Raw genomic sequence first — 23,541 nt, forward strand, 5'->3', positions numbered from 1 at the left:
AATATTGCAAGGTAAAAAAAGAAAGGAAGTACCCAAACATGCAAAAAAAAATATGTGTGGTCGGACTAGGTTATATCGGACTTCCAACCGCAGTTACATTCGCTAATCACGGCGTCCGCGTACATGGCGTAGACGTAAATGAAAAAGCAGTGAAAATGATTCAAAACAAACAACTTCATATAGAAGAAGATGGCCTACAAGAGCGCCTAGATAAAGCAATAGATGAAAACCTACTAACAGTTTCTACTAAACCGGAAGAAGCGGATGTCTTCATCATTGCTGTGCCTTCTCCGATTAATCGTGATAAAACAGCTAACTTGGAATATGTTCGTCAAGCTACGGCATCAGTCGTTCCTTATATAAAAGAAGGAAACTTGATTGTCTTAGAATCTACAGTGCCACCAAAAACAGTAGAAAATATTATGCTACCGGAACTGATCAAAACTGGTCTAAAAATTGGTGTAGAACTATTTGTTTCTCATTCACCAGAGCGCGTTATTCCTGGACGTATTTTTGAAGAACTTACAAACAATGATCGTATTGTAGGTGGGATCAACGACAAGTCTGCCCAAATGACGAAAGAGCTTTACGAAATATTCGTTAAAGGGACAATCCATATTACAGACGCTACAACAGCAGAACTAGTGAAAGTTATGGAAAACACATATCGTGATGTGAATATTGCATTCGCAAACGAATTAGCTAAAATTGCGGAAACGCTAGATGTGAATATTTGGGAAGCTATCAAATTTGCAAATTTCCACCCGCGCGTAAATATTCACTATCCAGGACCTGGAGTAGGCGGACACTGTATTGCAGTAGATCCTTGGTTCTTAGTAGAACTTAGTTCAGAAGCGAAAATTATTGAGCTGGCACGTAACACGAATGATGGCATGCCTGGATACACAGCGAAAAAGACAAAAGAAATTTTACAAGAAGTAGCGAACAAAACTACTGGTAAAGTTGCAGTACTTGGTTTAGCCTTTAAAGGGAATGTAGATGATATGCGTGAAAGTCCGTCAACAGACGTAATCCAAGAATTGCAAGATCTTGGGTTAGAAGTAGTGTCATACGATCCGCATATTAAAACAAATACGCATCCTACGCAAACACAATCTTTAGAAGAAGCAACCGCAGGAGCAGATATAGTACTTGTGCTAACTGATCATAACGAATTCAAAGCATTACAACCAGCTACAATCCGTGAGAATCTAGAAACAGCAGTGGTATTTGATACGAAAAACTGCCTGCTTCGTCAAACATGGGAACAAGCCGGTTTTGCTTTCTACACGTTAGGTGATGCAAAAAATAAAAACCAAAGTCAATTGGAGCATCAGAACCAATGAAGGAAATGATATTAGGTGTAAAAGTCGACACCGATAATTACGATGAACTCATAAAAAAACTGTTCACACGTATCGATAACAAAGAAAAATCGCTTGTAGTTGCGATAAACCCTGAAAAGCTTATGAAAGCAAAAGAAGATCAGTCCTTAAAAGACCTCCTAAACCGTGCGGAATTTCAAATTCCAGATGGGATAGGAGTCATCCTTGCTTCCAAGCTAAACAAAGGGAATATCAAATCCCGCGTTACCGGTATAGATATGATGGATCGCATCGTAAGAGAAGCAGCAAGAACTGGGAAGTCCATATTCCTTTATGGAGCAAAACCAGGTGTAGCAGAAAGTGCGGCCGAGGCACTAAAATTTACATATGCTTCGCTAAAAATAGCTGGTACACAAGATGGCTATGAAAAAGACAATGAAAAAGTCATCAAAAAAATAAACGAAACAAAACCAGACATCCTATTCGTTGCAATGGGTTCACCTCGTCAAGAAGAGTGGATAGAAGCAAATCGAGACAAACTACATCCATCTCTTTACCAAGGTGTAGGGGGTTCCTTTGACGTATTAGCTGGAAATGTTAAACGTGCACCAGAGTTTTTCCAGAAAACAGGGCTTGAGTGGTTTTATCGTCTTGCGAAAGAACCAAGCCGTTTAAAGAGACAATTAGTTCTACCAAAATTCTTATTAGAAACGTTAAAAAAATAAAAAAATAATTTCTAATATTTACTACTTGATAGCCATTTAACTATTGAAGTATGTAGCAAAAGATGGTAGCATGAAAATGTAAGGATCGTTTCCTCAGAATATATATATTTTTAAAAAGTCGGTTGGTTGCCCACGCAAAAAAGCCTAAGTAGAATTCTACTTAGGCTTTTTTGTGTTACTTAATTTTGCTCGATTACTTTGACAGACCAACTTGTGAAATCGGGCTGTTCTTTTAGAATCATTTCTTTAGGGAAAATGAATGTCCATGGCTTACTAGTGTTAGCTTGAACAGTAAGTGGAGGAAGGCTAAATGCACCTTTTGCAACAACTTCTTTAGTTGCATCCATTACTTCAAGTGGTAACTGGCTAATAGTAATATCCTTTTCATGCCCACTTCTTATTAATACAGTTACTGTCAAGCTCCCATCTTCACGCAAACTTTGTTGTAAGCCCATAAAATTGACTTCGTTTTTCTTTGGGGGAGTTAAGTCTTCAACAATTTTTCGTAATTGATCTTTATTTGCAGTTGCTAAAGACTTTTCCCAATTTTCGTCTAAGTCTAAACGATGGGGAAGCTTTTGTTCAAATGCTATCGTCCAATTTTCCTTTGAAACTTGCTCAACTGGGACAACTAAATGTTCTTCTTCAAATGTAACAACCCAAGGCATAGCACTTTCTGCAGGAATAGATCCTAACTCACTTAAATCTGCATCCATACGACCAACTAGTTTTCCGTCCTCGCCAAACAAAACAAGCGGTGTTATACCCATGTTAATTTCTTTTGCCAATGATTGACGGAAGAAAAACTGTGCATGAACAGTTTCTCCCTCAATTTTCAATTCAATCGGCGCAAGTGAAAGCTGATTTCGCTTTAAAGGTTGTAATTCATTCAGCAAAAACTGAAAATAGTATTGATCCTCTACTTGCTTAGGTTTCCCGCCAAAGAAGTATAATTTTGTTTGAATTTCTTCTTCTGTAGCTTCAGACGCAGTGCCTATTAAGTCTTTCGAAGCGATGGCAGATTCTTTTTGTTGTTTCTTAGAAGTACGTTTGAAAAAAGGGATCATTCTACTTCTCCTCCATTTTGTAAAGTAACACCATGCTCACGTATCAAATTTGAGATCTCTGTTGCGACACCTTTACCAATACCGTGAATCATTCGAGTAAATAGTTCTAAGCCTTCTCGCTCATATTGTCTCATGGGATCTTCCTGGGAATAACTACGCATACCGATTCCTTCTTTAAGCTTGTCCATTGAATCCATATGAGCTAACCAATGCTGATCCACTGTGCCGATTAAGTATAGACGAAGTTGTTCTTTTTCAGTAGCATGGCTCAGTAAATCGATAACTGTGTCTTTATAAACACTAACTTGAGCATTCACTTGTTTTTTCGCTGCTTCGATAGTTAAACCTGTACTCCAAATTGGAAGTTCTATACCAGGCATCTTATCTAAGAAAACTTGGCGCAGTGCTTCAAACTCTTCATCTGTGCGAGAAACTTCTTCATCGTAAAAGAAGTTAAGTTCATGTTCAGGAAACTCCTTGATAAAGGTAACAAAAGTTTCTTCTATATTATCTCCAAAGATTAACTGATCACGAAGCTCATAAATTGTTTTACGCTGCACATTTAATACATTATCCAACTTCAAATTATATTCCCGAACACTATAGCTAGCACCTTCACAAATACGTTGCGTTCTTGAAACAAATTCCATTGCCTTTTTGTTCTCGATAAGTCCGTCCTTACCTGGTTTTACATGGGATACTAGTTTTTCCAACTCTTCTCCTGCAAAACGCTTGAACATTTCATCCTCTAGTGAGATAAAAAATTCAGAAGTACCGGGATCTCCTTGACGACCAGAGCGACCTTTCAACTGATTATCGATCCGGCGGGACTCATGTAACTCTGTTCCGATAACGTAAAGTCCACCTAGCTCTGCTACGCCTTCTCCAAGAGAGATGTCTGTCCCGCGACCAGCCATATTCGTTGCAACCGTGACCATACCTTTTTGTCCGGCCAATGAAATAAGCGAAATCTCCTGGTCGATACTTTTCGCATTTAATAATTCATGTGTAATCCCTACTTGTTTCAAGTAGTTCGAAACCTCTTCCGATTGAATGATAGATGTCGTCCCGATTAGTACTGGTTGCCCAGTAGCATGGAGTTCCTTCACCTTAGATGCTACAGCGTTATATTTATCTTCTATTTTTGCATATAATCGATTTGGTAAGTCTTTTCGTATTATTGGTCGATTAGTTGGTATTTTCATGACGTTCATCGCATACAATTCTTGGAACTCTTTTTCTTCTGTTTTTGCTGTACCGGTCATACCAGAAAGGAATGGATACATACGGAAATAGTTTTGTATTGTAATAGAAGCTTGTGTTTTATTTTCTTCTGTAATGATTAATCCTTCTTTAGCTTCAATTGCTTGGTGTAGACCATTAGAAAGACTACGCCCTTCCATTGGACGGCCTGTGAACATATCTACGAGTAATACTTTACCTTCTTTAACAATATAATCTACATCACGGGCGAACATCATGCGTGCACGCAATGCTTGAATCATATAGTGGTAGAGCGTTTGATGGTTTAAGTCATATAAATTATCAATAGAGAAGAAGTGTTCAATTTGTTCAATACCTTCTTCTGTATAACTTACTGTCTTCGTTTCTAGGTCAAAGAGGAAGTGTTTCTCTTGTATAAATGATTTCACTAGCTTAGCGCATAGTGTGCTGAGTTGATCATGCACGTCCGTTTTTCCTGCGATAATAAGTGGTGTCTTCGCTTCATCTATTAGCACACTGTCCACTTCATCTACTAAAGCAAAGTGATACGGACGCTGTACCCGGGATGCAGCGTTATAAGCCATATTATCTCGAAGGAAATCAAAACCAAATTCAGATCCTATTCCATATGTAATATCAGCAGCGTAAGCAGCAGCCTTTTGAGATGGATCTGCCATAGGTAGTGTAATGCCTACAGTTAAGCCTAGAAACTCATGAATCTGGCCTATTTGTTCCTTGTCTCTGTTAGCCAAATATTCATTCACTGTTATAACATGTACGCCTTTACCTTCTAATGCACGGTAATAGGAGGGAAGAGACGCCACTAATGTCTTACCTTCACCAGTTGGCATTTCAGCAATATTGCCATCTGAAAGGACCATACCACCGATAAGTTGAACGTCAAAGTGACGCATACCTAGAACTCGGTGAGCTGCTTCACGAACTACAGCAAAAGCTTCTGGTCGAATAGTTTGTAGCTTTTCTCCTTGTGCAAGTCTTTCTTTAAATTCAGTCGTTTTGTTTGCTAACTCTTTGTCAGAAAGATTATGTAATACTTCGCCCCATGTATCTATTTCTAATAGTTCTTTCTTATATGAAGTTAGTTTTTTATCATCAACTGAGGGGAAAATCTTAGTCCATATGCGTGCCATTTAGTAATCTCCTTTTGTACGTATACTCTTCAATCAATAATTATAGCATAATTCAAACAGAATATTATAAATTGGTTAAACTTAGCTGTATAGCCAGTAAATAATAAGGAGAAGGAATAATAATCCAAAAAACACTTGTATTTATCCTGTATTGCTATAGAATAGAAAAGAGGAATCTAGCAATTAACTCATTAAATGGAAATGTTACTAAAATATTTCCAATTTATAATTGACAGAATTCTATTACCATTCTATACTTTAATGTGTAGTTGATAAACTATTAACATTTTGCCGTGCTAATAGTTTACTAATTTTTATTTACCTATGAGGAGGAAATTATCCATGGCTAACCAACCAACGAAATACAAGAAATTTTTAGCTGGTGCAGCTTCTGCTACATTAGTAGCAACAGCAATCGTACCAACTGCTTTAGCGGCAGAGGTAGAAACAGCAGCGACAGATTTTTCTGACGTAGCAGCAACACACACACACTACGCTGCAATTATGCAAGCTGTAGAACGTGGATTATTTGACGGGTACACTGATGGAACTTTCAAACCTGAAAACTCTATCGACCGTAAAGGTGTAGTAAAATCTCTTGCGAAATACGTTATTGCTCAATCTGAGTACAAAACTTTCGAAGAGTATATTACTGCTCACAAATTAGCAGATAAAGTAACACCATTTAATGATGTTCCTGCTACTCACGGTGATGCTGAATTATTTAACGCTTCTTTAATCGTTAAAGATTCTAAAATCTTTACAGGAAGCAACAACAACTTAATGCCTGCTAACGTAATTACTCGCCAACAAATGGCTAAAGTATTAGTTAACGGATTTGGTCTTAAAGATCTTGCTGGAGTTGAATCAGAAGTTACTGATACAGACAAAGCACAAGCTGAGTATGTAAACTTCATCAACATCCTATCTGAAAACAAAGTAACTGAAGTTACTACTTTCAACCCAACTGGAGCAGTTAAACGCGGACAAATGGCTTCATTCTTAAACCGTGCATTTGATGCAGCTCATAAAGTTGTAGCTCCTGAAACAGCTACTAAAGTTGTATCAGTAAGTGCGACTAACCTGAAAGAAGTAGTTGTTGCTTTCGACGGTACTGTAGATAAAGCTTCTGCTGAAAACAAAGCTTCTTATAACTTAAAATATGATACTTCAAACGTGGCAATTAAATCAGCTCGTTTACAAGCAGATGGTAAATCTGTAGTTCTTACATTAGATACAGCTACACTTGAAAACCAAGAAGTGCACACTTTAACTGTAACTAACGTTAAAACTTCTGATAAAGCTAAGACTGTTTCTGCAAAAGACTTTGAATTCACACCAGTTGATGCAGCACTTCCAACAGTGGAAAAAGTTGAAGGACTTGGAAACAAAGCTGTTAAAGTTACTTTCTCTGAACCAGTTAATCTTAAATCTACAGTAGCTGGAACTTTCAAATTAGATGACAAAGTAGTTTCTGGAATTCTTTCAGGTAACGGAACTCGTACAGTAATCATTGAACTTTTCACTACTCAAACTACTGGCAAACATACTTTATCTATCAATAATCAAGTAGAAGACTTTGCTGGTTATAACTTAGTGGCAACTTCTGTTGACTTTGACGTAGTTGAAGATGTAACTGCACCTACAGTAGTAGAAGTGAAAGATGTTACTTTAGAAAGTGCAACTGTTGTATTCAGTGAAGACGTTAAAGATGCTGAAGCAGTTAAAGGAAGTAACTACTACTGGATGAATGGTTCTACTAAACATGCAGCTGATGCTAAGGTAGAAAAAATCGACGGTAAAACTTTCAAATTAACTTTCTCTAATGACCATAAACTACCAGCTGTTGCAACTGATTTGTACATCACAAACGTTGTTGACTACAGTGGAAATAAAATTGCTGATGATACAAAAGTATCAATTAGCCCAGTAATTGATCAAACTCGTCCGGAAGTTGTTAGTGCAATTTTTGCTGACACAAACGATAAGTTGACTCTTACTTTTAATAAAAACATCAATCCATCTACATTCAAATCTACAAATGTAGTATTAAAAGATGAAGATGGAAAAGCTGTTAAAGATTACGGTTATACAATTTCAGAAACTGGAACATCAAGCCGTACTCTAACTGTAAACTTCTCATCAGAACTTGATGCTGGAACATACACATTTGAATTAACTGGAATCCAAGATACTACAACATTGAAAAATACTGCACTTCCAATCGTTGAAACTTTAGAAGTTGCTGACGTATCGAAACCATCTGTTACTTCTGTAACTGGTGACAAAAACGTTTACTTCGTAAACTTTGATGCAGCTATGGATATTTCATCATCTGCTTCAGTATTAAATCCAGAAAACTATTATGTGAAGTATGTACAAAGTGGAGTAACTAAAACTGGTAAACTACCAGCAAGCACAAACCTTACTCCAGTTAATGGAAACAAAGGAGTTATTATCACTCTTCCATCTAATGTAACTAAATTAGATGAAATTACAATCCAAGGCGTTAAAGGTGCTAATGGTTCTTACCTTGATGGATTCTCAGTTAAATATGGTGATTCTACAAACCCAATCGTTAACACATTCGATGTTGTTAGAGTAAATGCAACAGCAAAAGATAAATTATTGGTTAAATTTAACCAACCAGTAAGCTCTGTAGATAAATCTCAAATCTCAGTTGCCAATCCTTCACTTTCAGTTGAAAGTTTTGAAATTCAAGCTGATAACACTGTGGTTGAGTTAACATTAAGTGGAGATTTAGCTGATACAAATGCAACTAGTGCTTCTTTATCTTATTCTGCAACTGCATTTAAGAGCTTATCTGATCGTGAAGTAACTGCAACAACTAAATCTGTTCTAGACTCAATTGCTCCAGAAGTAGTTAAAGATGTTAATGGTAAAATTACTGTTGCTACTACAGGTACTCCTGGTATCTTAGTAAATGCTGCTGGTGAAAAAATTACTGTTAACTTCCAAGAAGCAGTTAAAGCTAAAAATATTGCAAACGTACGTGATAACTTCAAATTGTACCAAGCAAACGGTCTAGCTCTTGAGTATGGTGTGGATTACGTAATTGATGCAACTACATCAACTGCACTTTCAGGTGCTGGTACAAGTGCAATCGTACTTGATCTTTCAGGTTCTTCTTATGATGGAGCATTAAATGTTCAATTTGACAACTCAAATGCTAATATCGTTGATGAAAGTGCTGTGAAAACAAATGGTGCAGATAACACTGCATTAGCTGCAGCTAGTTTTGACACTCGTACTTCTGGTTCGACTACAGGATCTACAATCACTACTGCTGTAGCACCAACTTTGACTGCTGCTTATAATGCTTCAAGTTTAGGTACTCCAGAAGTACCAGCAGTTCCTGCAGTTCAAGCTACTGCAGATGTAGATTTTGGTACTGATTTAAGTGGAACTACTAATAATGATGCTCTTAAACTTACTGCTGTTGCAACAGGAGCAGCTGGTAATGGAATTAAGGTTGAATTTGTTAATGCAACTGATAATGCGGTAACAACTGCTACTTTTGATGGTACTGATACTTTAACAGTAGAATTATCAGATGATGGTTCAGGAGCAGCTGGTACAGTTGATGCTACTACTTTAGACGTAGTAAATGCAATTAATGCAGTTACTGGTGCTAGTAAAGTTGTAACTGCTGCAGTAGCGGCTGGTACTAATGGTTCTGAATTAGCTGCTGTTAAAGCTGCTGTAACAACTGCTGGTGGAGCAAATCTTGTACCTGCAGTACCTGCAGTACCTGCTGGAGCTGAAACTTTAGTTCTTACATTCAGTGAAGCAATGAATACTGCTACACTTGATGCTGCTAACGAAATTGTTATCAAGTCTGGTACTACTGTTCGTACATTAGGTACTAATCCTACATTCGTATGGAGTACTGGAAATACTGTATTAACAATTACTACTGGTACATCTAATGATGTAGTAGCTAATGATACTATTACTTCAGTTAACGCTAAAGACGTATCAGGTAATGCTGTTAATTTAGTAGGTTCTGACTTAATTCTTGACTAAGTAAATGTCGGGAACCAGGTTCTAAAACAATTCAGACAATTTGTTTCGTAAGAAACTTGGTTTGAATCTAGTTGAAGACTGTTAGGAAAGCTTTGTGGAGAGAAATCTCTGCAGGGCTTTCCTTTTTTGTTTAGGTAGCAATTTCTGATATTTTTATGTAGTGTGTACTATCCTTATTATTTCCTTTCAGAGTGGAAGGAAATTTCGGTACCAGGTTCTAAAGCAATTCAGACAATTCGTTTCGTAAGAAACTAGGTTTGAATCTAGTTGAAGACTGATAGAAAAGCTCTGTGGAGAGATATCTCTGCTGGGCTATTCTTATTTAGTTGGGTAGAGACTTCGAATGTGTTTATATGTACTGTGTACTATTCTTATTATTTCCCTTCAAGTGAGAAGTAAACGTATATTACGTAGTTGTATTACTATGTAAGGATAATGTAGTCTTTGTGATGTTGTTGCAATATAAAGGGCGAATTATTATCTATATTGTTTAATTGAATTGGATTAGCTAAGGTTACCAAATTTTACACGTAAGGCAATTCTATTCTGTTGAATGGAGTAATTGAATGAAAGAATGCCATGTAGGGAGAGATATCTAGTAGGCTATTCTTTTACCTTTAAAATGATTCAAAAGATTCCTCAATTATATATTAGTATACTGACATAATAATAGTGACCTTGATTCCATTATGGAGTTTGGGCTTATTTTATTTGGGAGGATTTTATATGAAGAAGTATCAAGTGAATGAAGTTGAGCGGTTGGAGTTGTCGGTAGTGAAGGAAGGAGAAAAACGAGTATCTGGTAAAAGAGTAAGTACATAAGAAAATAATGTTGTATCAGGACAGCAAAATACACTAACCACTATATGTTCATGCAATTATGCATAAAATCTGTTATGTTCATAATTATCATAATCGGCTTTAAACGATATAGAAAAAGTAATCCTTCTAGCAGGTAGAGCCCCGGCTGGATTACTTATGTCTGTCAAAATATCGCATTTGAAAGGGAATTCTTTTATTTAATAGTTTAGAGAGTTACACATCTAAGTTAGTTTTATAATGTATCTATATTTTTAGAATATATTATTTATAGTTTTGAAGTAAGTAATGGAGGAAAACAAAAGAAAAGATATTTGAAAAGACTGTTATTGTTCAAATATTGATAATGACCTTCCAAGTTATTTACTTCTCCTCCGTTATACTCCAACCATTTTTCTTTTTCTCGCTCCACTGCTCGATTTTGCCATTCAAACCAAACATAAGTACATTCACTACAATGACTCTCTACCCCACTATTATTGTGTAAATCTCTACGTATAAATAAAGTCTTTTTGCGACAGCAGTAGCAATAAATGATTTTATCCTCACTCTTTTTTATTATCATATTAATAATCAACCTCCAATATAGACTATTTATTGTCTATAACTTGGTTATTTATTCTTTAGTTATTAAAATAAATCAACAAAGTTATCATCGAATCCTTGCTCTTTTGCTAGAGTAGGGGTTTTTCTATTCTGTCTTATGAGTTAGATTATCATTATTTTTAAATGATTAAAAAACAAAAAGTTGTGAAGACTGATTAACAAATTAAAGTATTAAAGAATAAAAGAAAGGTTGGTGCCGCCATGTCTCCACCAAAGAAAATTCCACATTCTCTTCCAAAATGTCTAAATAATCAGGAGTATACATATCCAATGCAGAATGGCGTATCAGAACAAGATGGGGTGAAAATTTGAATCATAAAATACAAGAAGACTTCTTAAATGAACACCACACGATTTAGTTCAGAAACGACGCGGAGTTATCGCATCTCTTTACAACAATTTTTTACGTTTTGTGGGAAACCCTATGATGAAATTAAAGCAACGGATATACGATTGTGGTTATCTTCCATGGCAGAACAAGAGCTAAAAGCTAAATCGATTAAATTGAAACTGACCGCGATCAAATCATTTTATCGTTATTGCATGGAAGAAAACAAACTAAAGAAAAATCCAACCGCAATGGTTAAATCTTCTAAACTTGATGATTCCTTACCTTATTATCTAAACAAGCGAGAAGTTTCCCTACTCCAAGAATTAACCAAAACGAACTTACGAGACAGAGCACTGGTGGAGGCACTTTATACTACCGGTGTCCGAATCAGTGAACTGCTGAATATTAAGTTGGAAGATATTAAATGGGATACCCGGCAAATATGGATTCGAAAAGGGAAAGGAAATAAAGAAAGGTTTGTCCTGTTCACACATGAATGCTCCGAACGATTGAAAGCGTACCTACACGATCGAAATATAGATAGTAACTATCTTTTCTGTCATCCAAATGGTGAGCCCTTAGATCAAGACTTTGTACAAAAACAATTTCGAGAATTCACAAAAACATTGGGATTCAGGGTATCCCCCCACACCATGCGACATACGTTTGCGGCCCATTTAGCGGAAAAAAAGATGCCCCAAAGTTATATTCAAGAACTACTAGGACATGTAAACATCAACAGTACTCGAATCTACACTCGCCTCATGGAAGATGCCCAAAAAAAATTATACGACCAATATCAATAGAAAGATTACAAGTATGATGAGAAAAATTAAAATGTAATCGTGTATAAGGCAATCGTCGCCTAATTCCTTTCGTGGAGTTGGGCTATTTTAATTTTTAAGGTAAATGGAGGATTGAATAGCTATTAATAATCACTTTCTCGTTTTCTTTTATTACAAGAAACACTAATTGAGCATGAATTTGCTATCACCAGTTGTCCCCTTCAAAAAGTAAAAAATCGAAAAATTGCGATTAAAACAGCCAAATTTATAGTTTGATTTCTTTATTTATTGTCAGCAGTATGTTTATTCTAGACAGGATGGAGTAGATACATACGGTGGATTGGAAAAAATGAAAAAAAGACATGATAAAAAAGCCTTTCTCTGAAGGTTTTTAAAAATTTATTATGAGAGGTTATGCTACTTTTTTGTATGTATGATAAAGACCGTTTAACACAGGTGTTGCTTCTAGTTTTGTTTCCGCAGTTGTTGTCGGAAGATACACTGGTGAAGCAATTGGTGTTTTTCCTCCTATTCCTTGATGTGTTCGGTTGGTGTTGTAATAGTTATGGATGTATTCATGAAGTATTTTATGCAAGTGTAATTGGTTAAGTGGTATGATTTGATTTAATAATTCGCGTTTGATTGTTCCAATTACTCTTTCTGCATACCCATTTTGCCACGGTGAGCGATAGGCTGTTCTCTTATTGATGATTACCGATGATGATAAAAATCGCTGAAAAGCCTTTGAACGAAAAATAGGATCATTATCATGAATGAGATATTTAGGTGCATACCCATATGGAGTTGCATTTCGGAACTGTTGAATTGTCCATTTTGCAGTAGGGTTATATGTAACTCCGAAAGAAATAATTTTTCGAGTTCGATGGTCAATAATTACTAATACATAAAGTACTTTGAAGGTTAATGTTGGAATTGTAAAGAAGTCCGTTGCCCAAGTAACGGACTGATGATTTTTAAGGAATGTCTTCCATGATTGAATTTGTTTCTCTGTAGGTGTTTTCCTTGTACTTGGAATATATTTAGCAATTGTATTTGGTGCAGGAGGTTTTTCTATTCCTAGTAGTTTTAGTTTTTCATGTATTTTTTCAGGTGATAGCAAAGGATTTTCATTATGTAATCTCGTAATCAGCTTAATCGTTTCTTGCGATGTTCTTGGTCGTCCCTTTTGGCTTGATTTACGTCTCCAGTGAAGCTGAAAGGCCATTCGATGCCATTTAATCACAGTTTCAGGTTTGACGACAACCAAATGAGACTTCCAACTTATCATATACTTAGACAGAATAACCCAAAGTTGTCTAAAAGCTGGAGTAGGTGTTGGTTTAGGCAGCATCTGTTTTTCATAACGATGTTTATACAGTGCTAATTGACTTCTAAGAGCGATGTTTTCCATTTTAATCTCGTTATAGGATTTAAAGAATAGCAAAGAAAAAGGCATGAGAAAGCTTATCCATTCTTTTAAAAATATATTTAGAGATCGAATAATCGACAAAATAAATCAACTCCTATTTAAATCTTATTTATTATTCATTTTATATAAGATGATAGGAAGCTTCAATATAATAAGAATGATTAAGGAAAATACTTTTAATTTGCTGGGTATATAGAAAAAGAGAAGTTTTGGGTACCAAGTCCTAAAACAATTCAGATAATTAATTTCATAAGAAACTGGATGTTAATCTAGTTAAAAACTGATAGAAAGCCTTGTGGAGAGAAATCTCTGCTGGGCTTTTCTTTTTGTTATTGTATGGCAATGTAGTTTTTGTGATGTTCTTGCAATGTAAATGGTGAAATATGTCTTAACAGTAGAGAATGGAGGAATGTAATCTAGTACTTCAATTGTTGAGTAATCGCAAGTCGTACTTTCTTCTAATAGAACTTCCATACAAGGTTAAGCGCAGCAACATATTCTAATCATTAGTGTAGCGTATAGATAATAATTAAAATTTTCTTCGGTAGAATGCTATTCTTCCGTAATCTCTATAAATCATGATATACCAGTTCCTAATACTGTACTTATGCAGACTGAAAGAAATTTAGTTAAATAGAATTTAATGAAGTAAATTGAATCATTTAACTCCAAATAATCCTTCATATACCAATATTTGTTGTTATACTCAAGTAAAACACAATCTCTAGGAGGTATTAACATGCTACAGGCAATTATTCGCGGAAAGCTTCCTTCTTCAGTGTGGAATAGTGAGGATGTGGTTACAAGTTCAATTCTCGGAGGATTTCAGTATTTGTCTAATCCAGAGTATATTATTCAAGCTTTGAGCTCAAGTGTAGACAAAGACGGAAAGATGCTAACTTTTTCAGCTACAATCAAAAAGGTTCGCTATGTATTTTGGCCAACCCTCAAAAACTGTGAGCCTGATGTGGTATTGGTTTTAACTGATGAAGATGGTGCGGTTCATATCGTTGGTATTGAGGCAAAGTATATGTTTAACAAATCGAGTGAGGAAGATGAATCGGTTCATGTTGAGGAACGAGAAAATTGGCAACGCGATCAACTTTCTAGAGAGCTTGAAGATTTAAATGATCCGGATACACTAAAGAAACTTGGAATTCATGGTGAGTCTATCATCTCAATACAATTAGTCTATTTGACTAATCATACTATTTTTCCAGAAAAAGATATATTGTCTGGTCTTAAATTTTCGAAAGCTCCATTAAATAACCTCTATTGGATGTCATGGGCACGATTTTATGATGTTGCTTGCATGGAATCTAAGACCGAACAGGATCGAATGATTCTTTCAGAACTTCGTGTGGTTTGTGAGCGAAAAAATCTTACACGTTTTAATGGATGGGGAAAAGTGACAAATGTCTTACCCTTTACAGGTTTTTACTCACCAAGATTAACGATTGCCTGGCCCAAAAAGAAACTTAATGCAACAAGATGGAATTATAAGCAAAATGAAGGGGGATTAACTAATGGATGATATTTTACTTCAATCATTTCAAAATGTACATACAGTTGTAAACAATTCAATCAAACTTTTAAAGGATGCGGATGCTTTACTCTCTGAAAAGGGTTATATTCCTATTATTGGTAACGGACTTGCTACTGAAACAAGTAAAAGTATTTTACAAACATCTGATAACTACGGGACACTTATCCCTCAATATATTGCCAGACCTTACGCATTAAAAAAACAACTTGAAAGTAATATTGTAGACCACTTATTAATGATCAACATTCAATTTACACACCCTCAGCATCAGCAACTGATTCCTGTCATCGCTTTCGGGCAATTATTATTTGAGCTTCCTCAGAAAGAAATTCGAAATGTATTTAAGCCTTGGTATATGAAGAATGCTATTTTTGAAACGGGTTTAAAGATAGATGTATCGTCAAACGAGAAAATATATACATGTACTCCATTTGCGGATTGCAATGATAAGTTTACATTTTCAATCAAACCTTTGACATCAATTCAAACAAATAATGATATTTTTGATATCGTCGTGGAAATGTGGAAATTGTAAATCAAGAAAAAGGTTCTTGACGTGTGCGCTAGTGGTGATGCGGTAGTTATACTAATCTCATTTGTTTATATTAGGCACTCACTACTTGTGGGGTCTTTTTTGTATATGAAAAGGGAAAATACCAAAGGAAATAGAATAATGTGGTGATTCCACATCATCGACTAGTTGTTCCTCACTCGGTCCAACTGTAGGAGGTTATACGCATCTATTTAGCTTGTTTGTTGCTCAAAGCCTCCTTGTGCTACTAATGTATAAAACCCTTCAACTGTTAAGGTACAAAATAGTGTTGGTTTAATTCAGGATTCCGAATTCAGTAAAGTCTTCGGAACTAATTAAAAAATACGCAAATCAAGGCATGCGTCTGGGATTTATCTTCTCTACCGACTTTGCAACTTCAGGTGTTGATTAGGTTCATACTATAAATTGAATCTATAAAATAGTAATAGAACAGAAGTCATTAGTTAAGAAAGATTGTGAAGTCTTTCACTTAAACTAACGCAGCAGGTTAGTTCAATAAGAAAAGCGATAAAAATAGTAAAAGATATTGTTAATTACATTCCAGAGGGGGTTACTAATGAATTCGATTAAAGAAAAATTAGACTTATTACATAAAATGATAAAAGAAGTGAATGGGATAGTAGACTTTGATTGGTGTGTAAAATTGTTTTACCCTTATTATGAACACTTTAACGACGGTAATTTGAGATATAGGTCGGGTTCTCTTATTGCTTTTTGGGGTCTTTTGATAGAGTGGGAAGACCAAAGTGGATTTCCATTCAATACAGGTAAAGAAGTATACAACCGTCACGATTTTGATAAGTATCTCAAAGAGTTTCTAAAACATTCTTCCAACATTAAAAAGCAATATCCAAACATTTATTTTGTTATTATTCAAACGCTAAATCATTTAGATAAAAGAGAAGATTTTGAAGGTAGATTTCCCGATATTCCAAGTGACCTATTTAGTACCGTTAGAAAAGAATTATTGCAGATTGATGTTCAAAGAATAAACACTGAGATTTATCGAAATGCCTTTAGAGAAGCTGGTATGTCTTATTAAGCTAACGGGAGCTTTACTTTAAGAAGGAGTAAAGACTTTTTTCTTATTGAACTAACGAAGCAGTTTAGTTGAACAAGGAGTTACCAATACAATATACGATGATTTCTTTGGAAAGGGTCGAAAACAGTATCTTTGGACCAACAATTTAACTTTGGGTCTTTAATTAAGTCACATAGATACTTAACCGATATGAATTAATCTATCGGTTTTTTTAAATATTTGATAGGTTTTTTAAACAACAAACGTATTAATAGGCAGGTACCGAATAAAGAGATGAGGAGGGACTGAATTGAGAGTTACGGAAGTAAATGTTGTACAACAAATAAAGTTAAAAAATGAAGATTGTATTCCATACGTACTTAAAACATATGGTGGGCTACTTAACGCTATTATTCGGAAATATCTACAACGCAATCAACAAGATATAGAGGAATGTATGGCTGATGTATTAGTTTCAATTTGGTTCCACATTGATTCATTTGATTCTACAAAAAATGAATTTAGGCAATGGATAGCGGCTATTGCAAAATATCGTGCGATTGATTATGTACGTAAATCTGAAAAGTCAAAGCAGAATTTAAACAAATTTGAATTTGATGAAAGAATATCTAGTCAACCGATATCAAAGCAAATTGAGTTCGATATGTCTAGCTTGTTGAATGAATTAAATGATACCGAACGAACTATCTTTGAAAAATATTATATTGAAGGAGTGCCATCTAAAGAAATAGCTAATGAGTTTAAAACAAAAGAATCTTGGGTGCATAACAAACTTTCTCGTGGAAGAAAAAAATTAAAAACTATTTTGCAAAAGGGAGAGGTGTAATGTAAATGTCTATTTATAAAGAGTTAAATGAGGTAAAGTTAGATATAAGCGAATTTCAAGAAACCCCTTTATCTATTATGGAACAACAACGTATTATAAAAGGATTTAAAAAGAAAACTAAACCATATAAACAAAAGAAATACTGGTTAGTAGCAAGTGCAGCAGTTGTAGCGGTAGCTATAATTAGCTTGTCACTGGCAATGGATAAAGGGACAATTGCTAGTATGCCATTTGTTGGTGGAGTAGTTGAAGAATTTAACTATCCGAATGAAAACGTTGATTTTTCTTCCTATAAAACAGCTATTGGAGAAACAGTAGAGAATGACCTTGGAAAACTCACCTTAAATGAAGTTATGTTAGATGACCAGCAGATAGTGTTAAGTGCAACGTTTGAACCAGCTGATGATGGTGTGAAGTTTGATTACCAAACACATTTTAGACCTGTAGTAAAAGTGAATGGACAAGATTATACGGTAACAACCGGTAGTCAATCCATCGAATTAAACGATTCCATGTTTACTATTTATAACAATATTAATTTAAGCCAAGTGGTTACAACAGAAAACGTGCATATTGAAATTAGTTATGATGAGTGGAGTTCTAGTACACATGATATTGTTGTAATTGAACAGCCATGGAGATTTGAAGTGCAAGTACCACAAGCAAATTTACTAGCAAAGAAAAAAGTGTTTGATATGAATAAAACAATAACGTTAAATAATGGAGAAATCGTTACCGTTGAAAAAGTGGTATCAACGCCTATTTCAACAACTGTTTATTATGATTTATCACAAACTCAAAGTAGAAATATTTATTTTTCCATTCAATCTGAAGATGGTGTAGAACAAACACCTACAACAACTTATACTTCTGATGACTTAGATGAAATATCCTATGGTCGCATTAATGGATTCGTATTGGAAGAAAGAGTTTATTATTTATTAGCTCGTGATTCTGCTGGTAACCAGTTAATCGAATCACCTGTTCCAATAAATTAAAAGAATATTGTTAAAACTCGAGCTACTTATGCAGCTCGAGTTTTCTTATTCAACTAACGGGTGCTTTAGTCAAATAGAGCAACGTCCTTTAAGGCGTTGCTCCTTCTTCATTTAAAAGTACTTCTGATAATACTCTTTTCTTAACCTTCCACTTAGCTGAGCATAGATCTTGGTGGTTTCACTTTTCTCATGGCCCATAAGACTTTGTATGACTTCAAGAGGAGCTCCATTATTCAACAAATGAGTTGCGTAGCTATGTCTAAGTTGGTGCGGATGAATTTCTTTATTAATTTCAGCACGATTGGAGATTCGCTTGATGATGTATCGCATTTGGGCGACGCTCATTTTGTGAGGCTGTCTAGCGGTTACAAAAATAGCAGAGTTATGATCATTACGGCTTTCTATATAGCGTTTAAGCCATATATCTCAACGTGTATTAAAATAAACCTCCCTTTCCTTGTCACCTTTTCCTCTAACAATCGCAGATTGATTGGACCAGTTAATATGGTTCTTTTCTAATGCAACTACTTCTCCAATTCGACAACCGGTAGAAAACATGAATTCAAAAATCGCTTTTTCGATTGGAGAATGACAGGATTCACGAAGGTGTTCGATTTCCCGCTCCGTTAAATATTTTGGTATCCGCTTACCCACTTTGGGTTCTTTGATTTTGGACGCTGGATTCTTACTCAGGTAGCCTTCTTCGTGGGACCAACGAAAAAATGACTTCATAAAACGAATGCGATGTGCAAGACTTGCTGGTTTTAAATGCTTGCCGGATATAGCGAGATATTCTTTCAGTTGATTTGTATCCAGTACCTCTATCTCTACATCCATAAAATAATCAATTAGTAGCAAAGACTGTAACCGGTAGGCCTTCAATGTTTGTGGTGAAAATCCCTCTATTCGCTTATCAGCCTCAAACGAAGTCCATGCATTCGATAGTAACAACTCTATTCCCCCTAAAATAGTAATATTAAAAGGATTATTGCCAATTTAATAGAATTATAGACATAGGGTGTATTTCAACTAACGTAGCAGTTTAGTTTAATAAGAAAATTATTGGACTTATGATAATTTTAAACAGAATTTTTTTTATAAATGGAACCTTATATCGATTCAAACGTATTTCAGTAAAGACGCAGATTAGATTTATAAATGGATTTATAATGAAAAATTACAGAGTTAAGGCTAGGAGGTATTTTATGGGACCACTCATTTGGGTTTTGTTAGGGTTTATAGTTTGTTTTTGTTTTGGTTCGGTACTGAATATACTACTTAAGACAACTGGAAAACGAGATTGGCTTATTACATTTTTCATAAGTTTAGGTATAGCAATAATAGCAGTGCCTATATTACTAAATTAAATTCATATTAAATATACCAATTGGATGAAGACTAACAGATGGTTATTAAGCTAACGGGTGCTTTACTTCAAGAAGGAGTAAAGCCTTTTTCTTCTTATTGAACTAACGCAGCAGTTTAGTTGAAGAAGAAAATGGGAGTTTTTATGTCGCATTTGACACATAAAGCGTAGTAAAAAGCCGAAATTTAATCAGCTTTCTGTTTCTTGATATTAATAACTCTGTATATACTTTTTAAAATCATTGCTGATAATACAAGGATAACAAATACTCTAGAAAATGTGGTGTTTAAGTCGTTGGATAATAATACTGCCATTAATGCAAACAAGGTTAAGATATATAAAATTTCGTTAGTTACTTCTGATTTAAACATGGTAGTATACCCACTTTCTAAATATTAATTATCTATTATACGTTGCTGAAAGCAACAAGTTTCAAAGATTAAATAATAACTAAGTCACAGTTCGACCATGATGTGTAATAAATGGGCAGGTGCTTATTAAACTAACGGGTGCTTTACTTCAAGAAGGAGTAAAGCCTTTTTTCTTATTCAACTAAAGCAGCAGTTTAGTTCAATTAGAGGATATTATTTGAAGAATGACGAATTTGTCAATATTAGTGTAGTTTTTGAGTATTTCCTTTTACAAATGAGGGGTGACAATATGGAATTATTAGTTCAAGCAGGATTTTTTTTAAATCCAATTTTAGCAATAGTATTTTGCTTAAATTTAGTAGCATTAATCAAAAAAGTTAGTAGTGATAGTAATGCTGGTACCTCTAAAAATACATTTTGGATGACTATTTCAGCTACTTATATCATATTTAGTATAACTTGGTTGTTGATGTTTCTATTGTAATTCATTTACAACTCAATCTTTCTTATTTCACTAACGGGTGCTTTACTACAAGAAGGGGTAAAGCATTTTTTTTATTAAACTAACGCGGCAGGTTAGTTTAAGAAACAGATTGGTTAATTATGGTAATATATTATCAGATATGGGAGGGATTTCATTGGACTCATTTTATATTTTAAGGTTCTTTACGACGTCAGAAATCATAATTTCTACTTTTTTTCAAAATGGTATTTGGGTAATTGGCTTTTTTTACTTGCTAAATAAGACATTTGAAAATAATAGACTTAAGTATTTTTCTAAATATACTTTATGGATTGTTATGGCTATATTATTTATTCATTCAGTAGTAATGGGTATAGAAACTTTATTCTTATTAAACTAAAGCAGCAGGTTAGTTCAAGAAGGATAATTATTATATTTTGAATTAGTTACTTGTTTAAAAATTGGTTAAAGAAGGAGTTTAAATTGTTGATGAGAATGAGAAAGGTAATACTAATCTTAGCAGTTTTATTTTTAGTTGCTTGTGACAATAACGAAATTCAGTACGATGGGAAGTTATTAAATATTGCTGTTATTGGTGAAATTCCAGAATTGGAAAATGATAAGATTCATTTTAAACAATTGTCGTTAGAACAATTTAAAGAAGACACATTCAATGTTGCTAAAAAATTTGATGCTATTATGGTCACACCTGAATTGTTTGAACCTGCATCAGATGATACATATGTAAATTCATATCAAACCTCTGAAATGCCAATCATCTTTTTCAATTCAAACAAAAGACACCTTCCGTTTGTTAGGGATGGACTTACCTATAAAACAGCAGATTTCGATGCATTAGATAACGGTTCTCATACGACAATTTATTTATACAACATGAATGAAGAAAAAGATGATGCTTGGTTCTTTTATTTAGATAATCAAAAAAATATAAATGAACTATATAGAGAGATGTTCCAAAAAGTTGAAGCATTATAAAAAACGGACATAATGAGTTGGTTATTCTTCTACTTTTTATTCAACTAACTGGTGCTTTAGAAGAGTTCTAAAGCATATCAAATAAGAGGTTGGAAATGAAAAAAATACTAAGTTTTTCGAAGAATATAACATTAGTAGCGTAATTATTTTTTATGGAATTGTTTTGCTTTACACCTTGTGGATTGGTATAGAGATAGATGTAAAAAAAATATTTACAATTCTAGTTTTCACAATTATTTTTGGGTTAGCAAATAGTTTGCAATCATCCAAATCACCCAAAAAGTAATTTATTTTTCAGTATTATATATATTTTTGAAATAAACAAGCGGCTGCCTGTAATGGTAGCTTTTTCTTATTGAACTAACGCGGCAGGTTAGTTCAATAAGAATTTTTTTTTGAGAACACCAGAACTTCTAATCAGGAGGTAATTTATTGGGAAGAAAATATAATTTGTGGTCCTTCATTTTATGTTTGATATTATTAGTACTTTCATTACAATCGTTATATGCGTCATATAACCGAACTTGGCAAGTGGCACCACCTGCTTTTACTTTATGGCTACTCACTGTTATTGCTTTCGTTTGGGGTATTATTGGATTTAAAGACAAACGTAGTAGGCGAGCAAGATGGAGAAGTTGGCTTACGGTGCTAATTACATTCCCTCTTTCGGCAATTTTTCTATTAGGGGTAGCGGTAAATACATTTGCGAGAGAACCCATTGAAACAGCACAATCACCTGACTCTAAAATCATCATCGACTTTTACACATTAAACGGTGGGGCTGCTACCTCCATTAGTGTAGAAGGAATTGTAAATGGTCCCCTTTGGTTTAAAAAGAGGATTTATTACGAAGAACCTATGCACAAGGTTGATGTGGAATGGAAAAATAACCATATTATTATAATTAACAATCACACTTTGAACTTGGATAAAGGGGAAACTTTTTCGGATTAAGTTTTTTTCACTAACGGGTGCTTTACATCAAGAAGAAAAGCCTCTTTTATTATTGAACAAAAGGGGCAGGATAGTTGAGGCGGAATGTAGAATATATCTACAAAATCAATCCAATAAAATCAAATTCAAAACAGGAGAAAGTTCTAACTATATGATGGGTATGCCTCTTTTGGGGGGAATTATTAATAAAGGTGGTTAAAGAAATGAGGAGGATTCGTGTTTTAGGTCTAGTTATCTTAACGGCTTTGCTAGTATAGGCGGTACGTATTTAATTATGGAAAAGAACTATGAAAAAGAAACTTCTAAAGTTATTGAAAATGAATTAGATAGTAGTTTAAAAGAAGATGAAAAAAAAGAGTTTGTATGACAGTGGATTCTCTCTATGGTTGGGAAAATACCACTCATTCCAAGATGATTGATGAATGGAAAATTGGAAATGAACCGTTTGTTGACAATCTAGTGGAAGAAGTGATGCAACAAATGACGCATCAAAAGATTATTGCTGAGGAAAAAGAAAGTTCCATTATGATAACACCAGAAAGAATCGACATTTTGTTACAGATGGTAGAAGAAAACAAAGTTAAATATGAACGTCATTCAAAGCATGATAAATATGCACGTCATGAAATGTATCTAGATGTATTAAAACGTTGGAAAAAAGGTGATTTTTCAACAGTTGACGATGACCATAATTTATTAATGTTTATTCAAGGTTCGAAATCGCCTGAAGGGTTAGCAACAGGCGTTGCTTCGGAAGAGCAAGAGATATACTACATATTCCATGTTTTCGGTAAAGAGGTAGATGAAGTTTTTGGTTCGACAGAAAAACAGAATTAAGTTTTTGGTATTCGATGGTACATGGCGGTTAAGCTTCATTTAATATGACTATTACAGATAACAAAGAACCTAAAAGGGCA

Annotated in this window: 19 protein-coding genes and 1 pseudogene; 15 read left to right on the top strand and 5 right to left on the bottom strand. The window is 34.6% G+C overall.

Translation table 11 applies throughout. The features are described from left to right. Positions 1-38 precede the first annotated feature (38 nt). Together MKX39_RS03405 and MKX39_RS03410 are read left to right on the top strand one after the other, a co-directional pair. Entirely contained in the window at positions 39-1,346 is a 1,308-nt protein-coding gene (locus MKX39_RS03405; RefSeq protein WP_340768284.1) for a nucleotide sugar dehydrogenase, read from the top strand. Next, a complete protein-coding gene (locus MKX39_RS03410; RefSeq protein WP_340768287.1) occupies positions 1,343-2,050 on the top strand; it encodes a WecB/TagA/CpsF family glycosyltransferase in 708 nt (235 codons plus the stop codon). Before MKX39_RS03405 ends, MKX39_RS03410 begins: the two co-directional genes overlap by 4 nt. Before the next feature lie 179 nt (positions 2,051-2,229). Here the strand turns inward: MKX39_RS03410 and MKX39_RS03415 are convergent, their stop codons facing one another. Continuing rightward, the gene (locus MKX39_RS03415) at positions 2,230-3,117 is read right to left on the bottom strand and encodes an accessory Sec system S-layer assembly protein (protein ID WP_340768288.1); all 888 of its coding nucleotides are present in this window, start codon (positions 3,115-3,117) and stop codon (positions 2,230-2,232) included. Beyond that, a complete protein-coding gene (gene secA2 / locus MKX39_RS03420) occupies positions 3,114-5,492 on the bottom strand; it encodes an accessory Sec system translocase SecA2 (protein ID WP_340768289.1) in 2,379 nt (792 codons plus the stop codon). The genes MKX39_RS03415 and secA2 overlap by 4 nt, the downstream gene beginning before the upstream one ends. 342 nt (positions 5,493-5,834) lie before the next feature. On the opposite strand from secA2, the gene MKX39_RS03425 reads away from it, so the two are divergent. Continuing rightward, positions 5,835-9,539, top strand: a complete 3,705-nt coding sequence (locus tag MKX39_RS03425) for an S-layer homology domain-containing protein (protein WP_340768290.1) — start codon at positions 5,835-5,837, stop codon at positions 9,537-9,539. Between the two features lie 1,087 nt (positions 9,540-10,626). Here MKX39_RS03425 and MKX39_RS03430 read toward each other — a convergent pair. Further along, entirely contained in the window at positions 10,627-10,923 is a 297-nt protein-coding gene (locus tag MKX39_RS03430) for a hypothetical protein (RefSeq protein WP_340768291.1), read from the bottom strand. Between the two features lie 380 nt (positions 10,924-11,303). On the opposite strand from MKX39_RS03430, the gene MKX39_RS03435 reads away from it, so the two are divergent. Beyond that, complete coding sequence (locus tag MKX39_RS03435) at positions 11,304-12,101, top strand: tyrosine-type recombinase/integrase (RefSeq protein WP_340768292.1); 798 nt, start codon at positions 11,304-11,306, stop codon at positions 12,099-12,101. A gap of 391 nt (positions 12,102-12,492) precedes the next feature. On the opposite strand, the gene MKX39_RS03440 is transcribed toward MKX39_RS03435, so the two are convergent. Further along, positions 12,493-13,590, bottom strand: coding sequence for an integrase core domain-containing protein (locus MKX39_RS03440; protein ID WP_340768293.1), 1,098 nt, complete (start codon positions 13,588-13,590; stop codon positions 12,493-12,495). Positions 13,591-14,248: 658 nt separating this feature from the next. Between MKX39_RS03440 and MKX39_RS03445 the strand changes: the two genes are divergently transcribed. From MKX39_RS03445 to MKX39_RS03465, 5 genes are all read left to right on the top strand, one after another. Continuing rightward, positions 14,249-15,043 (top strand): hypothetical protein, encoded by a 795-nt coding sequence (locus MKX39_RS03445; protein WP_340768294.1) that lies wholly within the window; start codon positions 14,249-14,251, stop codon positions 15,041-15,043. Then, a complete protein-coding gene (locus MKX39_RS03450; protein ID WP_340768295.1) occupies positions 15,036-15,590 on the top strand; it encodes a hypothetical protein in 555 nt (184 codons plus the stop codon). The genes MKX39_RS03445 and MKX39_RS03450 overlap by 8 nt, the downstream gene beginning before the upstream one ends. A gap of 574 nt (positions 15,591-16,164) precedes the next feature. Continuing rightward, positions 16,165-16,650 (top strand): hypothetical protein, encoded by a 486-nt coding sequence (locus tag MKX39_RS03455; protein WP_340768297.1) that lies wholly within the window; start codon positions 16,165-16,167, stop codon positions 16,648-16,650. A 289-nt stretch (positions 16,651-16,939) separates the two neighbouring features. Then, positions 16,940-17,476: a sigma-70 family RNA polymerase sigma factor gene (locus MKX39_RS03460; RefSeq protein ID WP_340768299.1), complete on the top strand. Its 537-nt coding sequence runs from the start codon at positions 16,940-16,942 to the stop codon at positions 17,474-17,476. A gap of 5 nt (positions 17,477-17,481) precedes the next feature. Then, the gene (locus tag MKX39_RS03465) at positions 17,482-18,474 is read left to right on the top strand and encodes a DUF4179 domain-containing protein (RefSeq protein ID WP_340768301.1); all 993 of its coding nucleotides are present in this window, start codon (positions 17,482-17,484) and stop codon (positions 18,472-18,474) included. Between the two features lie 111 nt (positions 18,475-18,585). Here the strand turns inward: MKX39_RS03465 and MKX39_RS03470 are convergent. Then, positions 18,586-19,425: pseudogene (locus tag MKX39_RS03470) on the bottom strand (tyrosine-type recombinase/integrase). Positions 19,426-19,679: 254 nt separating this feature from the next. Here MKX39_RS03470 and MKX39_RS03475 point away from each other — a divergent pair. The 6 genes from MKX39_RS03475 (at position 19,680) to MKX39_RS03500 (ending at position 23,461) form a co-directional block, all read left to right on the top strand. After that, positions 19,680-19,841, top strand: a complete 162-nt coding sequence (locus MKX39_RS03475; RefSeq protein WP_340768302.1) for a hypothetical protein — start codon at positions 19,680-19,682, stop codon at positions 19,839-19,841. A 587-nt stretch (positions 19,842-20,428) separates the two neighbouring features. After that, positions 20,429-20,695: a hypothetical protein gene (locus MKX39_RS03480; RefSeq protein ID WP_093496229.1), complete on the top strand. Its 267-nt coding sequence runs from the start codon at positions 20,429-20,431 to the stop codon at positions 20,693-20,695. Positions 20,696-20,849: 154 nt separating this feature from the next. Then, a complete protein-coding gene (locus MKX39_RS03485; protein WP_340768304.1) occupies positions 20,850-21,074 on the top strand; it encodes a hypothetical protein in 225 nt (74 codons plus the stop codon). Positions 21,075-21,160: 86 nt separating this feature from the next. Further along, positions 21,161-21,670, top strand: a complete 510-nt coding sequence (locus MKX39_RS03490; RefSeq protein WP_340768305.1) for an amino acid oxidase — start codon at positions 21,161-21,163, stop codon at positions 21,668-21,670. Positions 21,671-22,102: 432 nt separating this feature from the next. After that, complete coding sequence (locus MKX39_RS03495) at positions 22,103-22,624, top strand: DUF5412 family protein (RefSeq protein ID WP_340768306.1); 522 nt, start codon at positions 22,103-22,105, stop codon at positions 22,622-22,624. Between the two features lie 363 nt (positions 22,625-22,987). Next, positions 22,988-23,461, top strand: a complete 474-nt coding sequence (locus MKX39_RS03500) for a DUF6241 domain-containing protein (RefSeq protein WP_340768308.1) — start codon at positions 22,988-22,990, stop codon at positions 23,459-23,461. Positions 23,462-23,541: the final 80 nt, after the last annotated feature.

Origin of the sequence: Psychrobacillus sp. FSL K6-1464 (assembly GCF_038003145.1) — a bacterium.
GTDB classification, from domain to species: Bacteria; Bacillota; Bacilli; order Bacillales_A; family Planococcaceae; genus Psychrobacillus; species Psychrobacillus psychrotolerans.

What these genes read in the sequence shown, in the direction of transcription:
- MKX39_RS03450 (WP_340768295.1), top strand. Translation starts at nt 15,036, where the DNA reads ATGGATGATATTTTACTTCAATCATTTCAAAATGTACATACAGTTGTA.
- MKX39_RS03430 (WP_340768291.1), bottom strand. Translation starts at nt 10,923, where the DNA reads ATGATAATAAAAAAGAGTGAGGATAAAATCATTTATTGCTACTGCTGT.
- MKX39_RS03425 (WP_340768290.1), top strand. Translation starts at nt 5,835, where the DNA reads ATGGCTAACCAACCAACGAAATACAAGAAATTTTTAGCTGGTGCAGCT.
- secA2 (WP_340768289.1), bottom strand. Translation starts at nt 5,492, where the DNA reads ATGGCACGCATATGGACTAAGATTTTCCCCTCAGTTGATGATAAAAAA.
- MKX39_RS03500 (WP_340768308.1), top strand. Translation starts at nt 22,988, where the DNA reads ATGACAGTGGATTCTCTCTATGGTTGGGAAAATACCACTCATTCCAAG.
- MKX39_RS03405 (WP_340768284.1), top strand. Translation starts at nt 39, where the DNA reads ATGCAAAAAAAAATATGTGTGGTCGGACTAGGTTATATCGGACTTCCA.
- MKX39_RS03415 (WP_340768288.1), bottom strand. Translation starts at nt 3,117, where the DNA reads ATGATCCCTTTTTTCAAACGTACTTCTAAGAAACAACAAAAAGAATCT.
- MKX39_RS03435 (WP_340768292.1), top strand. Translation starts at nt 11,304, where the DNA reads ATGAACACCACACGATTTAGTTCAGAAACGACGCGGAGTTATCGCATC.
- MKX39_RS03455 (WP_340768297.1), top strand. Translation starts at nt 16,165, where the DNA reads ATGAATTCGATTAAAGAAAAATTAGACTTATTACATAAAATGATAAAA.
- MKX39_RS03475 (WP_340768302.1), top strand. Translation starts at nt 19,680, where the DNA reads ATGGGACCACTCATTTGGGTTTTGTTAGGGTTTATAGTTTGTTTTTGT.
- MKX39_RS03445 (WP_340768294.1), top strand. Translation starts at nt 14,249, where the DNA reads ATGCTACAGGCAATTATTCGCGGAAAGCTTCCTTCTTCAGTGTGGAAT.
- MKX39_RS03410 (WP_340768287.1), top strand. Translation starts at nt 1,343, where the DNA reads ATGAAGGAAATGATATTAGGTGTAAAAGTCGACACCGATAATTACGAT.
- MKX39_RS03465 (WP_340768301.1), top strand. Translation starts at nt 17,482, where the DNA reads ATGTCTATTTATAAAGAGTTAAATGAGGTAAAGTTAGATATAAGCGAA.